The organism is Streptomyces albireticuli, from assembly GCF_021228125.1.
Lineage (GTDB): Bacteria > Actinomycetota > Actinomycetes > Streptomycetales > Streptomycetaceae > Streptomyces > Streptomyces albireticuli.
This window is the reverse complement of the sequence record NZ_JAJQQS010000004.1, coordinates 185608-207221: the sequence shown is the minus strand read 5'-3', so window position 1 is coordinate 207221 and position 21614 is coordinate 185608. Positions and strand designations below refer to the sequence as shown.

The 21614-nt window shown below is 72.4% G+C and carries 20 protein-coding genes and 1 tRNA gene; 18 read left to right on the top strand and 3 right to left on the bottom strand.

Annotation, left to right across the window (positions count from 1 at the left end; translation table 11 throughout):
- Positions 1-23 precede the first annotated feature (23 nt).
- Together LUZ64_RS09270 and LUZ64_RS09265 are read left to right on the top strand one after the other, a co-directional pair.
- The gene (locus LUZ64_RS09270) at positions 24-527 is read left to right on the top strand and encodes an SRPBCC family protein (RefSeq protein WP_232390221.1); all 504 of its coding nucleotides are present in this window, start codon (positions 24-26) and stop codon (positions 525-527) included.
- Positions 528-590: 63 nt separating this feature from the next.
- Positions 591-662: transfer RNA gene (locus LUZ64_RS09265), tRNA-Val, on the top strand.
- A 104-nt stretch (positions 663-766) separates the two neighbouring features.
- Here the strand turns inward: LUZ64_RS09265 and LUZ64_RS09260 are convergent.
- The gene (locus tag LUZ64_RS09260) at positions 767-1489 is read right to left on the bottom strand and encodes an exonuclease domain-containing protein (protein ID WP_095581077.1); all 723 of its coding nucleotides are present in this window, start codon (positions 1487-1489) and stop codon (positions 767-769) included.
- A 165-nt stretch (positions 1490-1654) separates the two neighbouring features.
- Between LUZ64_RS09260 and LUZ64_RS09255 the strand changes: the two genes are divergently transcribed.
- From LUZ64_RS09255 to LUZ64_RS09230, 6 genes are all read left to right on the top strand, one after another.
- Entirely contained in the window at positions 1655-2224 is a 570-nt protein-coding gene (locus LUZ64_RS09255; RefSeq protein ID WP_095581078.1) for a DUF4365 domain-containing protein, read from the top strand.
- Positions 2224-3441 carry a hypothetical protein gene (locus LUZ64_RS09250; protein WP_095581079.1) on the top strand — a complete coding sequence of 406 codons (1218 nt, stop codon included), beginning with the start codon at positions 2224-2226 and terminating at the stop codon, positions 3439-3441. Before LUZ64_RS09255 ends, LUZ64_RS09250 begins: the two co-directional genes overlap by 1 nt.
- A 147-nt stretch (positions 3442-3588) precedes the next feature.
- Positions 3589-5565 (top strand): threonine--tRNA ligase, encoded by a 1977-nt coding sequence (gene thrS / locus LUZ64_RS09245; protein WP_095581080.1) that lies wholly within the window; start codon positions 3589-3591, stop codon positions 5563-5565.
- A gap of 81 nt (positions 5566-5646) precedes the next feature.
- On the top strand, positions 5647-6207 hold the full coding sequence (locus LUZ64_RS09240) for an HIT family protein (RefSeq protein ID WP_095581081.1): 561 nt from the start codon (positions 5647-5649) through the stop codon (positions 6205-6207).
- Positions 6208-6300: 93 nt separating this feature from the next.
- Positions 6301-7176: a polysaccharide deacetylase family protein gene (locus LUZ64_RS09235; protein WP_232390220.1), complete on the top strand. Its 876-nt coding sequence runs from the start codon at positions 6301-6303 to the stop codon at positions 7174-7176.
- Positions 7173-8411, top strand: coding sequence for a YncE family protein (locus tag LUZ64_RS09230; RefSeq protein ID WP_211305081.1), 1239 nt, complete (start codon positions 7173-7175; stop codon positions 8409-8411). The genes LUZ64_RS09235 and LUZ64_RS09230 overlap by 4 nt, the downstream gene beginning before the upstream one ends.
- A 123-nt stretch (positions 8412-8534) precedes the next feature.
- On the opposite strand, the gene LUZ64_RS09225 is transcribed toward LUZ64_RS09230, so the two are convergent.
- Together LUZ64_RS09225 and LUZ64_RS09220 are read right to left on the bottom strand one after the other, a co-directional pair.
- Entirely contained in the window at positions 8535-10187 is a 1653-nt protein-coding gene (locus LUZ64_RS09225) for an AbeC-like domain-containing protein (RefSeq protein ID WP_095582525.1), read from the bottom strand.
- A 167-nt stretch (positions 10188-10354) separates the two neighbouring features.
- Positions 10355-12562, bottom strand: coding sequence for an elongation factor G-like protein EF-G2 (locus LUZ64_RS09220; RefSeq protein WP_095582524.1), 2208 nt, complete (start codon positions 12560-12562; stop codon positions 10355-10357).
- A gap of 262 nt (positions 12563-12824) precedes the next feature.
- Between LUZ64_RS09220 and pgsA the strand changes: the two genes are divergently transcribed.
- The 10 genes from pgsA to ruvB all read left to right on the top strand — a co-directional run bounded on the left by pgsA (position 12825) and on the right by ruvB (position 21458).
- Positions 12825-13481 (top strand): phosphatidylinositol phosphate synthase, encoded by a 657-nt coding sequence (gene pgsA / locus LUZ64_RS09215; RefSeq protein WP_095582523.1) that lies wholly within the window; start codon positions 12825-12827, stop codon positions 13479-13481.
- Complete coding sequence (locus LUZ64_RS09210; RefSeq protein WP_095582522.1) at positions 13478-14383, top strand: phosphatidylinositol mannoside acyltransferase; 906 nt, start codon at positions 13478-13480, stop codon at positions 14381-14383. The genes pgsA and LUZ64_RS09210 overlap by 4 nt, the downstream gene beginning before the upstream one ends.
- Positions 14380-15552 (top strand): glycosyltransferase family 4 protein, encoded by a 1173-nt coding sequence (locus LUZ64_RS09205; RefSeq protein WP_095582521.1) that lies wholly within the window; start codon positions 14380-14382, stop codon positions 15550-15552. The genes LUZ64_RS09210 and LUZ64_RS09205 overlap by 4 nt, the downstream gene beginning before the upstream one ends.
- A 207-nt stretch (positions 15553-15759) precedes the next feature.
- Positions 15760-16302 (top strand): LemA family protein, encoded by a 543-nt coding sequence (locus LUZ64_RS09200; RefSeq protein WP_095582520.1) that lies wholly within the window; start codon positions 15760-15762, stop codon positions 16300-16302.
- A gap of 84 nt (positions 16303-16386) precedes the next feature.
- Entirely contained in the window at positions 16387-17301 is a 915-nt protein-coding gene (gene pdxS / locus LUZ64_RS09195) for a pyridoxal 5'-phosphate synthase lyase subunit PdxS (RefSeq protein ID WP_095582519.1), read from the top strand.
- A 98-nt stretch (positions 17302-17399) separates the two neighbouring features.
- Positions 17400-17999 (top strand): pyridoxal 5'-phosphate synthase glutaminase subunit PdxT, encoded by a 600-nt coding sequence (gene pdxT / locus LUZ64_RS09190; RefSeq protein WP_095582518.1) that lies wholly within the window; start codon positions 17400-17402, stop codon positions 17997-17999.
- A 64-nt stretch (positions 18000-18063) separates the two neighbouring features.
- Positions 18064-18816: a YebC/PmpR family DNA-binding transcriptional regulator gene (locus tag LUZ64_RS09185; protein WP_087928950.1), complete on the top strand. Its 753-nt coding sequence runs from the start codon at positions 18064-18066 to the stop codon at positions 18814-18816.
- Between the two features lie 138 nt (positions 18817-18954).
- On the top strand, positions 18955-19518 hold the full coding sequence (ruvC, locus tag LUZ64_RS09180; protein WP_095582517.1) for a crossover junction endodeoxyribonuclease RuvC: 564 nt from the start codon (positions 18955-18957) through the stop codon (positions 19516-19518).
- Positions 19515-20135 carry a Holliday junction branch migration protein RuvA gene (gene ruvA / locus LUZ64_RS09175; RefSeq protein ID WP_095582516.1) on the top strand — a complete coding sequence of 207 codons (621 nt, stop codon included), beginning with the start codon at positions 19515-19517 and terminating at the stop codon, positions 20133-20135. The genes ruvC and ruvA overlap by 4 nt, the downstream gene beginning before the upstream one ends.
- A 234-nt stretch (positions 20136-20369) precedes the next feature.
- Positions 20370-21458: a Holliday junction branch migration DNA helicase RuvB gene (gene ruvB, locus LUZ64_RS09170; protein ID WP_095583864.1), complete on the top strand. Its 1089-nt coding sequence runs from the start codon at positions 20370-20372 to the stop codon at positions 21456-21458.
- Positions 21459-21614 lie beyond the last annotated feature (156 nt).

The window sequence follows — 21614 nt, the reverse complement described above, 5'->3', positions numbered from 1 at the left end:
GGTTTTTTGTGTGCCCTGAAGCCGTGACCGTCGAACCCCGCACCTCCCGGACCGGCCGCCACCACTACCGCTTCCGCAGCGAGTGGGACCTCGCCGTGGCCCCCGCCACCGTCTACGCCTGCCTCGGGGCCCCCGACGACTACCCGGCATGGTGGCCCCAGATACGCCAGGTCACCCGCACCGGCACCGGCCCGGACGCCCCGGAATCCGGCACCGCCCGCATCCGCTCCTTCCTTCCCTACGAGCTCACCGTCACCGTCCGCGCCGGCCGCCGGGACCCCGAGGCCCGCGTCCTGGAGGTCACCCTGACCGGCGACGTCGAGGGCTGGGCCCGCTGGACCGTCCTGCCCCGCCACCCCACCGGCACCCACCTCCGCTACGAACAGGCCGTCGAGGTCCACCGGCCCCTCCTCCGCCTCCTCGCCCTCCCCGCCCGCCCCCTCCTGCGCGCCAACCACACCTGGATGATGCGCGGCGCCCGGCGCGGACTCCGGGCCCGGCTGGCACCCCACGAGGAAGGAATTTGATGCGGCGGTGCCAGGGCCTGTATTGTTCAGTGCGTTGCCGGGGGAAACCCCGGGGACAGACCCGGGCGATTAGCTCAGCGGGAGAGCACTTCGTTCACACCGAAGGGGTCACTGGTTCGATCCCAGTATCGCCCACCCCGGCAAGGCCGGTCCGTCAGCAGACGGACCGGCCTTGCGCGTTCCACCCCAAGAACGCGAAAAGGAAGAACGACCGGCCGCCGCTCACCCCGCTCACCCGCTCACGCCGCCGCCGGCATCGCCGGCCGCAGCGGCCACGCCGGATCGCACGCCTCCTCCGTACCGTTCCGCGCGAACCACGCCTGGAGCCCCCGCGCCTGCGCCGCGTGCCACACCGCCTGCCGCGCGTGCAGCTCCGCCGGGCTCAGCCGCTCCAGCCGCTCCGCGAACCGGCGCCCCACCGCCCGGACGACCTCCAGCGCCGCCAGCGCGTCCGCACCCGCGTCGTGCGCCCCCGCCAGCTCCACCCCGTACTGCGCGCTCAGGTCCGAAAGCGTCCGCCGGCCCTTCCGGTACCGGTCCAGATGCTTGTCCAGCACCCAGGGGTCCAGCACGCACAGCGGAGCGGCCGCCAGATAATCCGCCAGCGTCGACGCCCGGTGCCGCCGCAACTCACGGTCCAGCAGCGTCAGATCGAACGGCGCGTTCATCACCACCAGGGGTATCCCACGCGCCGCGTGCCCCGCCAGCGCCCGCGCCACCTCCTCCATCACCGGCGCCGGCCACCGCCCCTGCCGCTGGAGGTGCTCGTCCGTCAGACCGTGTATCGCCGTCGCCCCCGGTGGCACCGGCACCCCCGGGTTCACCAGCCACCGCGTCGTGATCGGCTGCGCCCCCGCCGACGACTGCACCACCAGCGCCGCCGACACGATCCGGTCACGCTCGACGTCCACCCCGGTGGTCTCGGTGTCGAACGCGGTGAGCGGCCCCTCGAACCAGCACATGTCCCAACTCCTCGCGCTTGCCAGGGAACTGGCGTGATTCCGCCCTCCCGGCCAGGTGATACCCGGCCCGCGCACCCGGCGAACCGCCTTTGTTTGCAGTGGAGTTGCAAAGGAGACAACACATGTGTACGGACCGAAGGTCCTGACGCCCGGAGGGATTCGGACATGGCGTTCCCGCGCCCCGAACCGAGCGGGCTGCTGCCCGGGCGGACCGCCCCACCGCGCGGCGCGCTCGCCACCACCGCCTGCATGGAGACGCTCCAGGTCGGCTATCTGCACGCCGTCGCCGCCGCGGCGGGCTGCTCACTGGCCCAGCCGTTCCCCGACTACGGCATCGACTGGCACATCAGCCACACCGCCCCCGGCGGCCATGGCATCGACGACGAAGTCACCATCAAGGTGCAGCTCAAGAGCACCTACCAGCTCACCCCCGGCCCCACCGGGCCCACCTTCTCCTTCACCCTCGACAACGACCACCTGGCCAAGCTCGCCCGCACCCCCGTCTCGGTCCACAAGATCCTCGTCGTGATGATCGTCCCGCGCGCCCGCGACGACTGGCTGCGCGCCGGCCACGACCGCCTCGAACTGAGGCACTGCTGCTACTGGACCAACCTCGCAGGCCACCCCGTGACCGGCAGACGCAGGACCACCGTGCGGATCCCGACCGCACGCGTCTTCGACGACCGCGCGCTCTGCGAGATCATGACGCGGGTCGGAGCGGGAGGGAGACCCTGATGCACCGGCCGCCACACGAGCCCGTACGACCCGGCCGCACCCCCGCCCCCGAGCAGGCCGACCCCCTGGTCCTGGGCGCCCTGCTCGCCCGCCACGGCTGGCGGCGGCGCGGCGGGAGCCCCGGCACCTCCTACAGCCGCTGGACCCCGCCCGAAGGCGGCGGCACCAGCCTCCTCCTCCCCGCGAGCCGCTCCTTCCCCGACAGCGCCGACCTGCTCGCCGAAGCCCTCACCGCACTGGAGCGCAGCCCCGCCCCGTCGGCCCGCGACATCCTGCTGTCGCTGCGCGTGCCCGGCGACGAGATCCACTGGACCCGGGACGTACCCGAACCCGCCGTCCCGGCCGCTGCCTGGGCCGCCCAGGAACGCCTGCGGGCAGGCGCCCGCGCCCTGCTCCTGGCCGCCGCCCTCGCCGCCCACGACCGCGCCGGCTACCACGGGGCCCGCCACCGCCGCCCCGCCGAGGCGGTCCTCGACGGCCTCCTCGCCGGCCCCGCCCCCGGCGGCCGGGAGCTCACCGTCTTCCTGCCCGTGGGCCCCGGCGGCCCCGGACCGGAGCCCTCCGGCCGGACGGTCACCACCACCCTGCTGCGCGCCCTGTACGCCGCCCGCGACGCCACGGACCACCAGCGCGCGACAGGAGGCCGGGACGCCTTCGCGGCGGCGGTCGAGGACGGTGTCTGCCAGGAGCTCACCGAGGCCCTCGGCACCCTCCTCCGCGGCTCGGCGGGCATCCGCGTCACCCTGCACTGGTCCCCGGTCGCCGGCCCGCCCGAGGGCTTCGCCGCGCGTCCCGAGCCCGTGGAGTTCACCCCCGGCGACCTCCCCGCGCTCCGGGAGGCCGGCGCCCGCTACATACGCGACGAACCCTCGGTGCCCGTGCGGCTCACGGGCGCCGTGGTGCGCATGCGGCGGGACGACCCCGCCGGGCCCGGCGTGGTGCGGCTCCGGGTCCTCGACGGAGCGGAGGTCCCCCAGGTACGGGTCGCCCTCGGCGAGGACGACTACCGCATCGCGGGCCACGCCCACCTCGTCGGCGTCCCGGTCCGGGTCACCGGCCGGCTGGAGAGCCGGGCCGGCTTCCGGCGGCTGGCGGAGGCCTGCGACGTCACGCCCGTGCAGGTGGACGAGGCCGAGCGGGACCGCCTGCTGAAGTCGCTCCACGAGAACCTGGACCTCTTCCAGGACACCGGCGGCGACGACGGGTCCGACGGCTGACCCGGGACCTTGCCGAGGCCCCGCGCGGCGGCGCGTCCGGCGCCCGCCGGGAGCGCGACGCAACCGTTTCGCGACCAAGGGGCCGGGCTCGGTACGATTCAGGCGCGCGGCATCCGCCCGCGCGACCCCCTGAGTCAGGAGAGACCGGTGTCGGACGTCCGTGTGATCATCCATCGCGATTCCGAGCGGGAAGAGCGCGTGGTGACGACGGGCACTACTGCCGCCGACCTGTTCGCCGGGGAGCGCACCGTCGTGGCCGCACGCATCGCGGGCGAGCTCAAGGACCTCGCGTACGTCGTGCTCGACGGCGAGGAGGTCGAGCCGGTCGAGATCTCCTCCGAGGACGGCCTGAACATCCTGCGCCACTCGACGGCCCACGTCATGGCCCAGGCCGTGCAGGAGCTCTTCCCCGAGGCCAAGCTGGGCATCGGCCCGCCGGTCAAGGACGGCTTCTACTACGACTTCGACGTCGAGAAGCCCTTCCACCCCGATGACCTCAAGGCCATCGAGAAGCGGATGCAGGAGATCCAGAAGCGCGGGCAGAAGTTCTCCCGCCGCGTGGTGACCGACGAGGCGGCGCGCGAGGAGCTCGCCGACGAGCCCTACAAGCTGGAGCTCATCGGCCTCAAGGGCTCGGCCTCGCACGCCGACGGCGCGGACGTCGAGGTGGGCGCCGGCGAGCTGACCATCTACGACAACCTGGACCCGAAGACCGGCGAGACCTGCTGGTCGGACCTGTGCCGCGGCCCGCACCTGCCGACGACGCGGTTCATCCCGGCGTTCAAGCTCATGAGGAACGCGTCGGCCTACTGGCGCGGCAGCGAGAAGAACAAGCAGCTCCAGCGCATCTACGGCACCGCGTGGCCGACCAAGGACGAGCTGAAGGCGCACCTGGAGTTCCTGGCCGAGGCGGAGAAGCGCGACCACCGCCGCCTGGGCTCCGAGCTGGACCTCTTCTCCATCCCCGAGGAGATCGGTTCGGGTCTGGCGGTCTTTCACCCCAAGGGCGGCATTATCCGCCGGGTGATGGAGGACTACTCGCGCCGGCGTCACGAGGAGAGCGGCTACGAGTTCGTCTACACGCCGCACGCGACCAAGGGCAAGCTTTTCGAGAAGTCCGGCCACCTGGACTGGTACGCCGACGGCATGTACCCGCCCATGCAGCTCGACGAGGGCACGGACTATTACCTGAAGCCCATGAACTGCCCGATGCACAACCTGATCTTCGACGCGCGCGGGCGTTCGTACCGTGAGCTGCCGCTGCGTCTGTTCGAGTTCGGCACCGTGTACCGGTACGAGAAGTCGGGCGTCGTGCACGGCCTGACCCGTGCCCGTGGCTTCACGCAGGACGACGCGCACATCTACTGCACTCGCGAGCAGATGGCGGAGGAGCTCGACACGACGCTGACCTTCGTCCTCGACCTGCTGCGCGACTACGGTCTGAACGACTTCTACCTGGAGCTGTCCACCAAGGACCCGGAGAAGTTCGTCGGTTCCGACGAGGCGTGGGAAGAGGCCACCGAAACCCTGCGCAAGGTGGCCGAGAAGCAGGGCCTCGAACTGGTCGCCGACCCGGGCGGCGCCGCCTTCTACGGCCCGAAGATCTCGGTCCAGGCCAAGGACGCGATCGGCCGTACGTGGCAGATGTCGACCATTCAGCTCGACTTCAACCTGCCCGAGCGCTTCGACCTGGAGTACACCGGCGCCGACGGCACCAAGCAGCGCCCGGTCATGATCCACCGCGCCCTGTTCGGTTCGATCGAGCGGTTCTTCGCGGTCCTGCTGGAGCACTACGCGGGCGCGTTCCCGGCGTGGCTGGCCCCGGTCCAGGCGGTCGGCATCCCGATCGGCGACGCCCACGTCGACTACCTTCAGGAGTTCGCGGCCGACGCGAAGAAGAAGGGCCTGCGGGTCGAGGTCGACTCCTCGTCGGACCGTATGCAGAAGAAGATCAGGAACCACCAGAAGGCCAAGGTTCCGTTCATGATCATCGTTGGTGACGACGACATGGCGGCCGGCACGGTGTCCTTCCGCTACCGGGACGGGTCGCAGGAGAACGGGATCGCCCGTGACGAGGCGATCGCCAAGCTCGTCGATGTCGTGGAGCGTCGCGTCCAGGTGTGATCCGTTTCCCGCCTGTGCGGGGTTCCCGAGGGGCGGCCCATCAGGGCCGCCCCTCGGCGCATCCTCACCCACACGGGGAATATGCTGCTCACCATGACGACTGAGCCGGAGCAGCAGATCGGAGTCGGCGCACCGGACGCGTTCCAGCGCCTGTGGACGCCCCACCGGATGGCGTACATCCAGGGTGAGAACAAGCCCAGTGGCCCGGGTGCCGACGACGGCTGTCCGTTCTGTTCGATTCCGGCCAAGAGTGACGAGGACGGGCTGATCGTCGCCCGGGGCGAGCACGTCTACGCGGTGCTGAACCTCTATCCGTACAACGGCGGCCACCTCATGGTCGTCCCGTTCCGGCACGTCGCCGACTACACGGAGCTGGACGGGCCCGAGACGGCCGAGCTGGCGGACTTCACCAAGCGGGCCATGACCGCGCTCCGCAAGGCGTCCGGGGCGCACGGGTTCAACATCGGGATGAACCAGGGGCAGGCCGCCGGGGCCGGGATCGCCGCGCACCTCCACCAGCACATCGTTCCCCGCTGGGGCGGCGACACCAATTTCATGCCGGTGGTGGGCCACACCAAGGTGCTGCCCCAACTGCTCGCCGACACCCGCAAGATGCTCGCGGACGTCTGGCCCGGGGCGTAGCGGCCCCCTCCGCCCCCGCGTACGCGGGACACGCGTGAGACGAAAAAGGGCAAATATCCCCAAGCCTTAATAAAGAGCAGCTCTAATGGTGCGGTGACTTTCCTTCACCGCCGCACCGTGCTGCGCGCGGCCGCGGCCGGTGCCCTCGCCGGGGCGGGCGCCGTCGGCTGCGGCCGGTCCGATGGGGGCGAGGTCCGCGCGGCGGACCCGTCCGCGCGGGCGCCCGCGCCGCCCGGCGGGGCGGCCGCGTCCTCGCCCGTCTCCTCTCCTTCGGCTTCCCTTCCCCGGGTCTCCCGGGCGCCGGCCCCCTCGCTCGTGGGGCCCGTGGCCCCCGGTGCGTCCGCCCTGCCCCCGCTGCCGCCCCTGCTGCCCCCGCAGATCGAGTACGGGCCCCGCGAGGGATCCGCCGTAGCGCTCACCTTTCATGGGCAGGGTGACCCGAAGGGTGTCACCGCGCTGCTGGCCGAGGCCGAGCGGGCCGGGGCGCGGGTGACCGTGCTGGCGGTCGGTTCCTGGCTGGACGCCGAGCCGCGGATGGCGCGCCGGGTTCTCGACGGGGGGCACGAGCTGGGCAATCACACGATGCGCCATCTGGACATCTGCAAGATGGGTGAGCGTGCGGCCCGTGCCGAGATCGTCCAGTGTGCGGAGCGGCTGCGCGGGCTGACGGGCGGGATCGGCCGGTGGTTCCGGCCGTCGCGGGCCCGGCTCGCCACCGAGCGGGTGGTCCGGCTCGCGCGTCAGGCCGGTTATCCGCACGTCCTCTCGTACGACGTGGACTCCCTCGACCACACCGACCCGGGCGCGGAGGCGGTCCGGCGTACGGTGCTGGGCGCGGTGCGGCCGGGGTCGGTGGTGAGCCTGCACTTCGGGCACGCCGGCACGGTCGCCGCGCTGCCCGCGATCCTCGACGGCCTGCACCGGCGCGGTCTGCGCGCGGTGACGACAACGGAGCTGCTGACCCGATGAGCCAGTCCTCGATCCAGTCCTCCCGGTCCTCCCGAGACCGGCTGCCCGTGCGTTCCGGCCGGTCACGGCTGCGCCGGGTCCGCCGCGCCCTGTTGTTCGCCGCCGCGGGCGTCCTGCTGGCGTCCGGCTGCGGCGGTTCGGGTGACGACGCGGACGGCGGTACCGCCCGTGAGACCGGGACCCGTAAGGCAGGTGCCGCTCCGGCAGGCCTGCCGGGGATGCCGCCGCTGCTCGATCCGAACGACCTGTACGCGGCGGACCGGCCGAACGCCCTGTCGCCGGTGGTGAAGGGCTTCCCGTCGCGGGTGTACGTGCCCAACACCGAGTCGGACACGGTCAGTGTGATCGATCCGAAGACGTACAAGGTCATCGAGACGATCCCGGTGGGCAGGCAGCCGCAGCACGTGGTGCCGTCCTGGGATCTGAAGACGCTGTGGGTCAACAACGACCGGGGGCACACCCTCACGCCCATCGATCCGGCGACGGGCAAGGCGGGGAAGACGGTCGACGTCCACGATCCGTACAACCTCTACTTCACGCCGGACGGGAAGTACGCGGTGGTGATGGCGTCGATGGACCGGGAGCTGGTCTTCCGGGACGCGCACACCATGAAGCGGATGAAGACGGAGCCGGTGAACTGCAAGGGGGTGAACCACGCGGACTTCTCGCCGGACGGGAAGTACTTCATCGTCTCGTGCGAGTTCTCGGGGGAGCTGCTGAAGGTCGACACGGCGCGGATGAAGGTGATCGCCAAGCAGAAGCTGCCGTTCGAGGGGGCGATGCCGCAGGACGTGAAGATCTCCTCGGACGGTAAGACCTGGTACGTCGCGGACATGATGGCGGACGGGATCTGGGTGCTGGACGGGGACAAGTTCACCGAGCCGTCGCTGATGCGGACGGGGAAGGGCGCGCACGGGCTGTACGTCAGCCGGGACTCCCGGTCGATGTACATCTCCAACCGGGGTGAGGGTTCGGTGTCGGTGCTGGATCTGCCGAGCCGCAAGCTGGTGAAGAAGTGGGAGCTGCCGGACGGGGGGAGTCCGGACATGGGCGGGGTGTCGGCGGACGGCAAGGTGCTGTGGTTGTCGGGGCGGTACGACGGTGAGGTGTACGCCATCGACACCCGGGACGGGCATCAGATCGCGCGGATCCCGGTGGGGTCGGGGCCGCACGGGCTGGCGGTCTATCCGCAGCCGGGCCGGTACTCGCTGGGTCACACGGGGATCTTCAGGTGAGGTGAGTGACCGGCCGGAAGGGGCCGCCGTCCTGCGGGCGGCGGCCCCTTCCGGTGGCCGGTGGCCAGTAGCCGGTGTCCGGTCGTCCGACCCGGCCGGTCGTCGGGCGTTCCGGGCCGGTCGTCAGGCGTTGTAGACGTCTGCCTGGCCGGGCTTGGGGTCCTGGACGGCGCCGCTGAGGGACATCGCGCGGCCGGCGAAGCGCTCGGTGTTCACGCCGTTCTCGGCGAGGACGCGCAGGGCGGCCTCGTGGACGACGCGGAGGACGGGGGTGGTGGCGCGCAGGGCGTCGTCGGCCATGAAGCGGTGTCGCCAGGGCTTGTCGGCCCAGGCGTGGCGGAGGCCGAAGGGCTCGGGCAGGACGAGCTTGCCGCCCCAGTACTCCAGGAGGGGCGGGTACCAGGTGAGGGGGGCGCGGGCGGCGAGCCGGACGACCTCCTTGGCGGGGACGATCGACAGCTTGCGGGTCTTGGTCTCCCAGAACTTGACGGTCTTGGTGACGGTCTTGGTGCGGGGGGAGGGCTTGCCCATGAAGAGGCCGTGGACGGGGCCGAGGGCGTGGCCGGTGACCTCGATGCGCAGGGTCTTGTGGAGGACGGTGACGGTGATGAGGAGGGTGATGACCAGCTGGCCGTCCCAGAGGACGAACTGGACGCCGAGGTAGTGCCGGCTGCCGGCGCCGAACTGCTGTTCGTTGCAGATCTTCTGGAGCTCCGCGCCCCTTATCTGGAAGCCGTCGGTGCCCTCGGGGCGGGAGACGGCTCCGGCGCCCTCGCCGACGGGGGAGACGACCCAGTGCTCGACGGAGGGGGTGGGGAATCCTCCGGTGTGCAGGGGGCTGCGCTCCAGGAGGCGCAGCTGGTCGTGGATGGCGCGGACGACGTCCCAGCTGCGGAAGGGGTTGATCTCCTTGTCGGGGTCGGCGGGGACGAGCTCCTCGGCGAGCTGCCAGCTGCCCCAGCGGGTGCCCATGCCGAGGATGCCCTTGGGGCCGGCGTAGAAGGCGACGTTGCTGTGCTGTTCGGCGGCGAGCCGTTCCAGGGACTGGCGGAGCCGTTCGGCGGCGGTCTCGCCGGGGTTCTTGGGGACGGCTTCGGGGATCTTGGCGCCGATGCCGCCGCCGGAGAGGAGGCCGGTCCAGCGGTCGCGGAGGTCCTTGGCGGTGTTCTCGCAGACGTTCCTGGCCCAGACGCCGCCGATGAGGGGGGCGATGAGCATGGCCCGGAGGTAGAAGCCCCAGAAGCCGTGGAAGGGCAGTTTGACCATGAAGATCACGGCGAAGACGGCGAGGGCGGCGAGGAGGGCCATGCCGAGGGCGCCGGCCCGTTTGTTCTGTGCGCCGGCGAGGGAGCGGCGGAGCTGGAAGGCGCCCAGCCAGAGGAGCACGCCGGGGAGGAAGAGGAGGCCGCAGACGAGCATGATGACGGTGAGCCGGGTGTCACGCTGTTTGCGGATGCGGCTGGCCGCCAGACAGTGCTCGACGACGGGCTGGGGGTCGAGGCCGAAGGACTGGATCAGCGGCTTGCGGCCGCCGCCGAGGACCCGCAGCTGGACGGCGCGGGAGAACGCCTCGCCGAGGTTCGGCTCGAAGAGCGATATGCGGGGTGGCTTGACCTCGGAGGTGGCCCAGTCGGAGTTGGCCTTGAGGAGCTCGTCCACCGGGCCGTCGCGGTACGCGGCCGAGGCGAGTGCCTGGGTCGCCGCCGTCTGTCCCGAGGTGCCCGAGAGCGGGATCTGTGCGCCCGGGCTGAAGTCGAACGCGTCCCCTGCTGCCACCGCTGCCCCCAATGCCGCGCATGCCCGATCCTGCGGCCTGCCTGACGACGGCCGCCCGTGTCATACGTGTTGGTCCGCGTGCCCAGCGTATCCGTGCGGGGTACCGGCTGTCGCCGGAGATCGGAAAGCCGCCCGTCTCCTTCGAGTTGGGACGGGCGGCATGTGAACTATGCTCCGTTTTCCGGTAGTTCACGGAGGCGGTCGGCGACCTGGGCGGGCATCGGCTCGTGACGGGCGTAGTCCCGCGAGAACCGGCCGGTGCCGTGCGACAGGGAGCGGAGGTCCACCGCGTACCGGCCGATCTCGATCTCCGGGACCTCGGCCCGTACGAGGGTGCGGCCGGCGCCGGACTGCTCCGTGCCGACCACCCGGCCGCGCCGCCCGGAGAGGTCGCTCATCACCGGGCCGACGTAGGCGTCGGGAACCAGGACCCGGACCTCCGCGACGGGTTCGAGGAGGTGGATCCGGGTCTCGGCGGCGGCCTCGCGCAGGGCGAGGGCGCCCGCCGTCTGGAAGGCGGCGTCGGAGGAGTCCACCGAGTGCGCCTTGCCGTCGAGGAGCGTGACCCGCACGTCGACCAGGGGGTAGCCGGCGGCGACGCCGCGCGCCGCCTGGGCCCGGACGCCCTTCTCCACGGAGGGGATGAACTGCCGGGGCACCGCGCCGCCCACCACCTTGTCGACGAACTCGATGCCGGAGCCGCCGGGCAGCGGCTCGACCTCGATCTCGCAGATGGCGTACTGGCCGTGGCCGCCGGACTGCTTGACGTGCCGCCCGCGCCCGGCGGCCTTGGCGCCGAAGGTCTCGCGCAGCGACACCTTGTACGGCACGGCGTCGACGCGGACGCCGTAGCGGGTGCGCAGCCGTTCCAGGGCGACGTCGCGGTGCGCCTCGCCCAGGCACCACAGGACCACCTGGTGGGTCTGGGCGTTCTGCTCCAGGCGCATGGTGGGGTCCTCGGCGACCAGCCGGGCGAGGCCCTGCGAGAGCTTGTCCTCGTCCGCCTTGCTGTGTGCCTGGATGGCGACGGGCAGCAGGGGGTCGGGCATCTGCCACGGCTCCATCAGCAGGGGCTCGCCGCGGGCGGAGAGGGTGTCGCCGGTCTCGGCGCGGGTGAGCTTGGCGACACAGGCGATGTCGCCGGCGATGGCCTGGTTGAGCTGGCGCTGGTGTTTGCCGAAGGGCGAGGAGAGGGCACCGACGCGCTCGTCCACGTCGTGGTCCTCGTGGCCGCGGTCCTCCAGGCCGTGGCCGGAGACGTGCACGGTCTCGTCCGGGCGCAGGGTGCCGGAGAAGACCCGGACGAGGGAGATCCGGCCTACATAGGGGTCGGAGGAGGTTTTGATCACTTCCGCGGCCAGCGGGCCGGCCGGGTCGCAGGCCAGGGGTGCGCGGGGGCGGCCGTCGGGGGTGGTGACCGCCGGGACCGTCCGTTCGAGCGGGGTGGGGAAGCCGCCGGTGACCAGCTCCAGCAGCTCGACGGTGCCCAGCCCGTGCCGGGCGCCCTCCGCGGCGGGCGCGGCGGCCAGGACCGGGTGGAAGGTGCCGCGTGCCACGGCCCGCTCCAGGTCCTCGACGAGGGTCTTGACGTCGATCTCCTCGCCGCCGAGATAGCGGTCCATGAGGGTCTCGTCCTCGCTCTCGGCGATGATCCCCTCGATGAGCCGGTTGCGGGCCTCCTCGATCAGCGGCAGCTGGTCGGGGGAGGGCGGGTGCTCGGCGCGCTCGCCGGACGAGTAGTCGAAGACGCGCTGGGAGAGGAGGCCGATCAGGCCGGTCACGCCGCGGTGCCCGTCCGGGCCCTCGGGTCCGGGCAGCGGCAGGTAGAGCGGCAGCACGCTGTCGGGGGAGTCGCCGCCGAAGGCGGTGCGGCAGTTCTCCGTCATCTCGGAGAAGTCCGCGCGGGCCGCCTCCAGGTGGGTGATGACGATCGCGCGGGGCATGCCGACGGCCGCGCACTCCTCCCACACCATGCGGGTCGCGCCGCCGATGTTCTCGGCGCCCTCGGCCGCCGAGACCACGAAAAGGGCCGCGTCCGCGGCGCGCAGACCGGCCCTGAGCTCCCCGACGAAGTCGGCGTAGCCGGGGGTGTCCAAGAGATTGATCTTGATCCCGGCCCACTCCACGGGGACCAGGGAGAGCTGTACCGAGCGTTGCTGGCGGTGCTCCATCTCGTCGTAGTCGGACACCGCGCAGCCGTCCTCCACCCGGCCGGCGCGGTTGACCGCGCCCGTCGCCAGCGCCAGTGCCTCCACCAGCGTGGTCTTGCCGGAGCCGCTGTGGCCGACCAGCACCACGTTGCGTACGTGGCTCGGCCGGTCGGCCGACACTGCTCTGCCCGCGGCCCCTGGGTACGTGCCCGTCTTCTCGCCCATGTGCGCCTCCCGGTCGACACCTGCGGTCCTCCGAGCTTTCCACCGTCGTCACGCTGCGTCCATACGTCGCACACGGAGGCGGACCCGCGGTGGTGCCACCGGCGCACCGTCGGCGGCGCGCGGCCGGGTGCGCGCGCGGGGAGGCGGCGGCCGTGGGCGGGGTGCGAGCGGTGCGTGCGCGGGCGGCCCCGGCCGCCTGGCTACGATGGGCCAGCCGGTGGCCTTCCGACCACCCGGCCCGATTCGACCCTCCGGGAAGGCCATGCTGAACAAGTACGCGCGTGCGTTCTTCACGCGTGTTCTCACGCCGTTCGCCGCCCTGCTCATCCGCCTCGGCGTCAGCCCCGACGCGGTGACACTCATCGGTACCGGCGGTGTGATGGCGGGTGCGCTGGTCTTCTACCCCCAGGGGGAGTTCTTCTGGGGCACGGTCACCATCACCCTGTTCGTCTTCTCCGACCTGGTCGACGGCAACATGGCCCGCCAGCTCGGCCGCTCCAGCCGCTGGGGCGCGTTCCTCGACTCCACGCTCGACCGGGTCGCCGACGCGGCGATCTTCGGCGGGCTCGCCCTCTGGTACGCGGGGCGCGGTGACAGCCTCACCCTGTGCGCGGTGACGATCTTCTGCCTCGCCAGTGGCCAGGTGGTGTCGTACACCAAGGCGCGCGGTGAGGCCATCGGTCTTCCGGTCAATGTGAACGGCCTGGTCGAGCGGGCCGAGCGGCTTGTGATCTCGCTGGTGGCCTGTGGTTTCTCCGGGCTGCACAAGTTCGGGGTGCCGGGCATCCAGATCCTGCTGCCCATCGCCCTGTGGATCGTGGCGGTCGGCAGCCTGGTGACCATGGTCCAGCGTGTGGTGACCGTCCGCCGCGAGGCCGCCGAGGCCGACGCGGCGGCGAGCGGAGGCGGGGCCGGGTGAAGGAGAAGCTGACCGACGCGCTGTACGGGCTCGGCTGGGGCGCGGTGAAGAAGCTGCCCGAGCCGGTGGCCGCAAGGCTCGGACAGCGGATCGCCGACATCGCGTGGAAGCGGCGCGGCAAGGGCGTGCTGCGTCTGGAGGCCAATCTCGCGCGGGTGCTGCCCGACGCGGACCCCGGGCGGCTGGCCCGGCTCTCGCGGGCGGGCATGCGCTCGTACATGCGGTACTGGATGGAGTCCTTCCGGCTGCCGGCGTGGAGCCCGCAGCGGATCCGGGACGGTTTCACGCCGGAGGGCGTGCACCTTCTGGAGGAGAGCCTGGCCAGTGGGCGGGGCGTCATCGTGGCCCTGCCGCACATGGGCAACTACGACCTCGCGGGCGCCTGGGTCACCACCCGGCTGGGGGTGCCCTTCACGACCGTCGCCGAGCGGCTCAAGCCCGAGTCGCTCTACGACCGGTTCGTCGCCTACCGCGAGGGGCTCGGCATGGAGGTCCTGCCGCACGCCGGCGGCAGCGCGTTCGGCACCCTCGCCCGGCGGCTGCGGGCGGGCGGGCTGGTCTGCCTGGTGGCCGACCGCGACCTGTCGTCCTCGGGCGTCGAGGTGAAGTTCTTCGGTGAGGCGGCCAAGATGCCCGCCGGTCCCGCGATGCTGGCGGTACAGACCGGGGCGGCGTTGCTGCCCGTCACGCTCTGGTACGACAGTTCGCCGGTGATGCGGGGGCGGATCCACCCGCCCGTCGAGGTGCCGGAGACGGGCACCCGGCAGGAGAAGGCCGCCGCGATGACCCAGCGACTGGCCGACGCCTTCGCGGGGGGCATCGCCGAGCACCCGCAGGACTGGCACATGCTCCAGCGACTGTGGCTCGCGGACCTCCCGCAGGCCGGGGAGGGGACGCCGTGAGGATCGGGATCGTCTGTCCGTACTCGTGGGACGTGCCCGGCGGGGTGCAGTTCCACATCCGCGACTTGGCCGAGCACCTCATCCGGCTGGGCCACGAGGTGTCGGTGCTGGCGCCGGCGGACGACGAGACGCCGCTGCCGCCCTTCGTGGTCTCGGCGGGACGGGCCGTCCCGGTGCCGTACAACGGCTCGGTGGCGCGGCTGAACTTCGGCTTCCTGTCCGCCGCCCGGGTGCGGCGCTGGCTGCACGACGGCGACTTCGACGTCATCCACATCCACGAGCCGACCTCGCCCTCGCTGGGCCTGCTGACCTGCTGGGCGGCGCAGGGCCCGATCGTGGCGACCTTCCACACCTCCAACCCCCGCTCCCGGGCGATGATCGCGGCCTATCCGATCCTCCAGCCGGCGCTGGAGAAGATCAGCGCCCGGATCGCGGTGAGCGAGTACGCCCGCCGGACGCTGGTCGAGCACCTGGGCGGGGACGCCGTCGTCATCCCCAACGGCGTCGACGTGGACTTCTTCGCCCGCGCCGAACCCCGCAAGGAGTGGCAGGGCGGGGTCGAGGGCGGCACGATCGGCTTCATCGGCCGGATCGACGAGCCGCGCAAGGGGCTCCCGGTCCTGATGCGCGCCCTCCCGAAGATCCTCGCGGAGCGCCCCGGCACCCGGCTGCTGGTGGCCGGGCGCGGTGACGAGGAGGAGGCCGTCGCGAGCCTGCCCGCGGAGATGCGCGGGCGGGTGGAGTTCCTCGGCATGGTGAGCGACGAGGACAAGGCGCGGCTGCTGCGCAGCGTGGACGTGTACGTGGCGCCCAACACCGGGGGCGAGTCGTTCGGCATCATCCTCGTCGAGGCGATGTCGGCGGGCGCGCCCGTCCTCGCGAGCGACCTGGACGCGTTCGCGCAGGTCCTCGACAAGGGCGCGGCGGGCGAGCTGTTCGCCAACGAGGACGCGGACGCGCTGGCCGCGGCGGCGGTGGGCCTGCTGGGCAACCCGGACCGCCGCGCGGAACTGCGCGAGCGCGGCTCGGCGCACGTGCGCCGCTTCGACTGGTCGCGGGTCGGCGCGGACATCCTGGCGGTCTACGAGACGGTGACGGCGGGCGCGGCGTCGGTGGCCACGGACGAACGCCCGGGCTTCCGCGCGAGGTTCGGCCTGGCCCGGGACTGAGGCCGGCCGCCGGGGCTCGTACCGCCACGGTCCGGAAGCCCGCCGCACCCTTACGGCGGTCCGGAAGCCCGCCGCACCCTTACGGCGGTCCGGAAGCCCGCCGCACCCTTACGGCGGTCCGGAAGTCCGCCGCACCCTTACGGCGGCCCGTAGGCCCCCGGCACCGTCGCGGCGGCGGCAACGCGGTGAGCGGTAACGTGAGCTCGCGTGACCACATTGATCTGGATCGTCGTCGCGCTGGTCGTTATCGGCGTCTACCTGAGCTGGACCGCCGGCCGTCTCGACCGCCTGCACAGCCGCATCGACGCGGCGCGGGCCGCGCTCGACGCCCAGCTGCTGCGGCGCGCGTCGGTCGCGCAGGAGCTCGCCACCGCGGGGGTGCTCGACCCGGCCGCCTCGATCGTCCTCTACCAGGCCGCGCACGCCGCCCGGCAGACCGAGGAGGAGCACCGGGAGGTCGCCGAGAGCGAGCTGAGCCAGGCGCTGCGGGCCGTGTTCGCGGAGCCGCCGCAGGTCGAGGCGGTCCGGGAGGCGCCGGGCGGCGAGGAGTCGCTGACGGAGCTGGGGGAGGCCGTGCGCCGGGTGCCGATGGCGCGGCGGTTCCACAACGACGCGGTGCGGGCCGCGCGGGCGGTCCGCAAGCACCGGGTGGTGCGCTGGTTCCGGCTGGCGGGCCACGCGCCGTTCCCGCTGGCGTTCGAGATGGACGACGAGCCGCCGGTGGCGCTCGGGGACCGCACAAGCCACTGACCTCGAATTGGCTCTTTTTTCGCCCATCCGGCGGCGGATTGGATGACCGTGCAGCATCACCGCCCTTGATAGTGAGGTCACCACGTGTCCAGCACGGTCCCCAGCACGTCCACGAACCCCGAGACCGGCACCGCACGCGTCAAGCGCGGCATGGCCGAGCAGCTCAAGGGCGGCGTGATCATGGACGTCGTCACGCCGGAGGAAGCCAAGATCGCCGAGGACGCCGGCGCGGTCGCGGTCATGGCCCTGGAGCGCGTGCCCGCCGACATCCGCAAGGACGGCGGCGTGGCCCGGATGTCCGACCCGGACATGATCGACGGCATCATCAACGCCGTCTCCATCCCGGTCATGGCCAAGTCCCGCATCGGCCACTTCGTCGAGGCCCAGGTGCTCCAGTCCCTCGGTGTCGACTACATCGACGAGTCCGAGGTCCTCACCCCGGCCGACGAGGTCAACCACAGCGACAAGTGGGCCTTCACCACCCCCTTCGTCTGCGGTGCCACCAACCTGGGCGAGGCGCTCCGCCGCATCGCCGAGGGCGCGGCCATGATCCGCTCGAAGGGCGAGGCCGGTACCGGCAACGTCGTCGAGGCCGTGCGTCACCTGCGTCAGATCAAGGGCGAGATCGCCCGTCTGCGCGGCTACGACAACAACGAGCTGTTCGCCGCCGCCAAGGAGCTGCGCGCCCCGTACGAGCTCGTCAAGGAGGTCGCCGAGCTCGGCAAGCTGCCGGTCGTGCTGTTCTCCGCCGGTGGCGTCGCCACCCCGGCCGACGCCGCGCTGATGCGCCAGCTGGGCGCCGAGGGCGTCTTCGTCGGCTCCGGCATCTTCAAGTCCGGCGACCCGGCCAAGCGCGCCGCCGCCATCGTGAAGGCCACCACGTTCTACGACGACCCGAGCGTCATCGCGGACGTCTCCCGCAACCTGGGCGAGGCCATGGTCGGCATCAACTGCGACACCCTCCCCGAGTCGGAGCGCTACGCCAACCGCGGCTGGTAGTCCCCGCCCCGGATGTTCCGGTGGGCGGCCCGCTCCCAGGGGCCGCCCACCGTCCGTACACCGCGTCCCCGCCGTGATCCCGCCGTGAGAGGTACCCCGTGACAACCCCCGTCGACAGCCCGGTCATCGGCGTACTCGCCCTCCAGGGCGACGTCCGCGAGCACCTGATCGCCCTCGCGGCCGCCGGGGCCGTGGCCCGCCCGGTCCGCCGCCCCGAGGAGCTCACCGACCTCGACGGCCTGGTCATACCCGGCGGCGAGTCCACCACGATGTCCAAGCTGGCGGTCGCCTTCGGGATGCTGGAGCCGCTGCGCGAGCGGGTGCGGGCCGGGCTGCCGGTCTACGGCACCTGCGCCGGCATGATCATGGTCGCGGACAAGCTCCTGGACGGCCGGGAGGACCAGGAGACGCTCGGCGGCATCGACATGATCGTGCGCCGTAACGCCTTCGGGCGGCAGAACGAGTCCTTCGAGGCGGCCATCGAGGTCGCGGGGATCGAGGGCGGTCCCGTCGAGGGGGTCTTCATCCGCGCCCCCTGGGTGGAGTCGCTGGGCGCGCGGGCCCAGGTGCTGGCCACGTACGACGGCCACACCGTCGCCGTGCGGCAGGGGAACGTGCTGGCGACGTCCTTCCACCCGGAGCTGACGGGCGACCACCGGGTGCACGGACTGTTCGTCGACATGGTGCGCGCGGCGTAGCGGCGAGGTCCCGGTAGGATCTCAGTCGTTCGTTCAGAATTGGTTACGCGAAGGAGACAGGCGGATGTCCGGCCACTCTAAATGGGCTACGACGAAGCACAAGAAGGCCGTGATCGACGCCAAGCGCGGCAAGCTCTTCGCGAAGATGATCAAGAACATCGAGGTCGCGGCCCGGACCGGCGGTGCCGACCCGGCGGGTAACCCGACGCTGTTCGACGCCATCCAGAAGGCGAAGAAGAGCTCGGTCCCCAACAAGAACATCGACTCGGCGGTCAAGCGCGGCGCCGGCCTCGAGGCCGGTGGCGCCGACTACGAGACGATCATGTACGAGGGCTACGGCCCGAACGGTGTCGCGGTGCTCATCGAGTGCCTCACCGACAACCGCAACCGCGCCGCCTCCGACGTGCGCGTCGCCATGACCCGCAACGGCGGCTCGATGGCCGACCCGGGCTCGGTCTCGTACCTCTTCAACCGCAAGGGCGTCGTGATCGTCCCCAAGGGCGAGCTCACCGAGGACGACGTCCTCGGCGCGGTCCTGGACGCGGGCGCCGAGGAGGTCAACGACCTGGGCGAGACCTTCGAGGTGCTCAGCGAGGCCACGGACATGGTCGCGGTGCGCACCGCCCTCCAGGAGGCGGGCATCGACTACGACTCCGCCGAGGCCAACTTCGTCCCGACCATGCAGGTCGAGCTGGACGAGGACGGCGCGCGCAAGATCTTCAAGCTGATCGACGCGCTGGAGGACAGCGACGACGTGCAGAACGTCTTCGCCAACTTCGACGTCTCCGACGACGTGATGGCCAAGGTCGACGCGTAAGCGGCGATCCGCCACGGCTCTCCGGGGACACAGGCCGAGAACGGGCCGACGGGACACCGACCCGTCGGCCCGTCGGCATGATCGGGCGTTGTCGGTGGCAGCCGATAGTCTGCGGACGGACGACGGAGGAGGGGCGCGATGCGCGTGCTGGGCGTGGACCCGGGGCTGACCAGGTGCGGCGTCGGCGTGGTCGAGGGCGTCGCCGGGCGGCCGCTGCGGATGCTCGGCGTCGGCGTGGTCCGCACCCCGGCCGAGGCCGAGGTCGCCGACCGCCTCGTCCTGATCGAGCGCGGCATCGAGCGGTGGCTCGACGAACACCGCCCCGAGTTCGTCGCCGTGGAGCGCGTCTTCAGCCAGCACAACGTGAGCACGGTCATGGGCACCGCCCAGGCCAGCGCGGTCGCCATGCTCTGCGCCGCCCGCCGCGGGCTGCCCGTCGCCCTGCACACCCCCAGCGAGGTCAAGGCCGCCGTCACCGGCAGCGGCCGGGCCGACAAGGCACAGGTCGGCTCCATGGTCACCCGCCTGCTCCGGCTCGACGCGCCGCCGAAGCCGGCCGACGCGGCCGACGCCCTCGCCCTGGCCATCTGTCACATCTGGCGGGCCCCGGCGACCAACCGCCTCCAGCAGGCCGTCGCCGCCCACCGCCGCACCGCGCGTCCCCAGGACGCCACCGCACGAACCCTGAAGGGCAGCGCATGATCGCCTTTGTCTCCGGCCCGGTCGCGGCCCTCGCCCCGGACACCGCCGTCGTCGAGGTCGGCGGCGTCGGCATGGCCGTCCTGTGCACCCCGGACACCCTCTCCGCCCTCCGGGTCGGCGAGCACGCCAGGCTCGCCACGTCCCTCGTGGTGCGCGAGGACTCCCTCACCCTCTACGGCTTCGCCGACGACGACGAACGCCAGGTCTTCGAGCTGCTCCAGACGGCCAGCGGCGTCGGCCCCCGCCTCGCCCAGGCCATGCTGGCCGTGCACCGGCCGGACGCGCTGCGGCGCGCGGTCGCCACGGGCGACGAGAAGGCGCTCACGGCCGTGCCGGGCATCGGTAAGAAGGGGGCGCAGAAGCTGCTCCTGGAGCTGAAGGACCGGCTGGGCGCCCCCGTAGGGACCGGCGCGGCCCCCGCGCGCGCGGCTGCCGCCGCCGGCTGGCGCGACCAGCTGCACGCGGCGCTCGTCGGGCTGGGATACGCGGCCCGCGAGGCGGACGACGCGGTGGCGGCGGTGACGCCGCAGGCGGAAGAGGTCGTCGCGGGCGGCGGCACACCGCAGGTGGGGCAGCTGCTCCGGGCCGCGCTCCGGACCCTGAACCGCGCCCGCTGACGGTGGCCGCACCCGGTCCCACCCCCTCCCGGCCCGTGGCCCGGACGCCCGACGGGCCGACTCGTCGTCCGGACCGGGCCCGAATCCAGCCTGTCCGGCGTTCGAGGACACCGCGCGTCAGCGCGGAAAGGGGGCCCGGGGGCCCGCCCCCGGTTCCGGGAAGGGGCGGGTAGGGGAAAGCCCCGCCCCCGACCGACCCACCCGCACCCGACCCCGCTCCCCCGAGAGGCCCCCGTGAACTGGGACGACGACTCCGCCCCCACCACCACCGGTCCGTCCGCCGCCGGCGACCGCCTCGTCGGCGCCGCCGCCGACCGCGAGGAGCAGGCCGTCGAGGCCGCCCTGCGCCCCAAGGACCTGGAGGAGTTCGTCGGGCAGGAAAGGGTCCGCGAGCAGCTCGACCTGGTGCTCAAGGCCGCCCGGCAGCGCAACGCCACCGCCGACCACGTCCTGCTCTCCGGCGCTCCCGGCCTCGGTAAGACCACCCTCTCGATGATCATCGCGGCGGAGATGGGCGCGCCCATCCGCATCACCTCCGGCCCCGCCATCCAGCACGCCGGCGACCTGGCCGCGATCCTCTCCTCCCTCACCGAGGGCGAGGTCCTCTTCCTCGACGAGATCCACCGCATGTCCCGGCCCGCCGAGGAGATGCTGTACATGGCGATGGAGGACTTCCGCGTCGACGTGATCGTCGGCAAGGGCCCCGGCGCCACCGCGATCCCGCTGGAGCTGCCGCCCTTCACCCTCGTCGGCGCCACCACCCGGGCCGGCCTGCTGCCGCCCCCGCTGCGCGACCGCTTCGGCTTCACCGGGCACATGGAGTTCTACGCCCCCGCCGAGCTGGAGCGGGTCATCCACCGCTCGGCCCGCCTCCTCGACGTGGAGATAGACGCGGACGGCGCGGCCGAGATCGCGGGCCGCTCCCGGGGCACCCCCCGCATCGCCAACCGCCTGCTGCGCCGGGTGCGCGACTACGCCCAGGTCAAGGCCGACGGTCTGGTCACCCGGGAGGTCGCCGCCCAGGCCCTCGCGGTCTACGAGGTCGACACCCGCGGCCTCGACCGGCTGGACCGGGCCGTGCTCACCGCCCTGCTGAAGCTCTTCGGCGGCGGCCCCGTGGGCCTGTCCACACTGGCCGTCGCGGTGGGGGAGGAGCGCGAGACGGTCGAGGAGGTCGCCGAGCCGTTCCTGGTCCGGGAGGGTCTGCTGGCCCGGACGCCCAGGGGCCGGATCGCGACCCCGGCGGCCTGGAACCACCTCGGGATGGTGCCCCCGCAGCAGGCCGCGGGCGCCCCCGGCCAGCAGGGACTCTTCGGCGGCTGAACGGCGCGGGTACTGGTCCGGTCAGGAACCACGGTGCCATGCTGGGCGTTGTTCCATAGGCGCGGACTCGCTTAGACTCCGCCGATGCCCGTCCGTACAGACGCGGCATACCACCCCCGTAGACCAGGCCGCGCCCTCCCGTGGTCGTGCGAAGGA